Source organism: Acinetobacter sp. 228 (assembly GCF_048147885.1).
Map to the genome: position 1 here is coordinate 1 of NZ_JAYWYV010000359.1, position 1244 is coordinate 1244.

Annotated in this window: 2 protein-coding genes; both read left to right on the forward strand. The window is 43.9% G+C overall.

Annotated elements, in window-relative coordinates:
• Positions 1-875: leucyl aminopeptidase (locus VXQ92_RS18970; protein ID WP_416682843.1), on the forward strand; the 875-nt coding region annotated here is incomplete at its 5' end.
• Positions 868-1244 (forward strand): DNA polymerase III subunit chi (locus VXQ92_RS18975; RefSeq protein ID WP_416682844.1); only part of this gene is annotated, 377 nt, incomplete at its 3' end. The genes VXQ92_RS18970 and VXQ92_RS18975, both read left to right, overlap by 8 nt.

A 1244-nucleotide genomic window follows, 5' to 3' on the forward strand; every position in this document is an offset into this window, starting at 1 on the left:
CTTTAGCTGCAGAATTCCCAGACTTACTTAAAGTCACTGTCTTAAATGAGCAACAAATGGCTGATTTAGGCATGTATGCATTTCTTGCAGTCAGCAAAGGGTCTGAGCGTCCGGGCCGTATTGTGACTCTTGAATACCAAGCACAGCTTGAACAAGCTCCTGTCGTACTTGTTGGTAAAGGCGTAACTTTTGATACAGGCGGTATTTCTTTAAAACCAGGGCTTGGCATGGATGAAATGAAGTTTGATATGTGTGGTGCAGCTTCTGTACTCGGCACAATCCGTGCTTTATGTGAGGCACGTCTTCCAATCCATGTTGTGGGTGCGATTGCAGCTGCGGAAAATATGCCTTCAGGTAAAGCAACTCGCCCAGGCGACATTGTAACAACCATGAGTGGGCAGACCGTTGAAATTTTAAACACTGACGCTGAAGGCCGTTTGGTCCTTTGCGACACCTTAACGTATATCAAACGTTTCAATCCGGCAGTTGTGATTGATATCGCAACATTAACTGGTGCTTGCGTAGTTGCGTTAGGTAAAGTACTGAGTGGTTTATTTTCTCCGGACGATACTTTGGCAGCTGAACTCCAACAAGCTGGTGAGCAATCATTTGACCGTGTATGGCGCATGCCAGTGATTGATGATTATCAGGAATTACTGGACTCTCCTTTTGCAGACATCGCTAACATTGGTGGACCACACGGCGGCGCAATTACAGCAGCCTGTTTCCTTGAGCGTTTTACTCGTGACTATCGCTGGGCTCATTTGGATGTTGCCGGAACAGCATGGTTATCAGGCTCAGCAAAAGGCGCAACTGGTCGTCCAGTACCGTTACTTATGCAATTCTTGGCTAACCGTGTAAGTACGAATGGCTAAAGTTAGCTTTTATCTGTTTGAAACCAGTGAAGAACGGCAAGTCGATAGTGCTTGCCGTTTATGTCGAAAAATTTTACTGAAGCATTCACAAATCTGGTGGTATTGCCCAGATGTGCAGTTACAACAAACACTTGATGAAAAATTGTGGAGCTTTGATCCGACCAGCTTTATTGCCCATGGCGTTGATCAGGTAGATGCAGCAGTATGTATTTCGGCTAAACAACCTTCTGAACAAGGTTGGCTGGTATTTAATTTTAACAATCATGCACTTGAACAAGTGAATCATTTTAGCCACATTATAGAAATTGTTGAAAATAATGAAGCAGCCAAGCAAATTGGCCGAGAAAAATTTAAAATGTATCGTCGTTT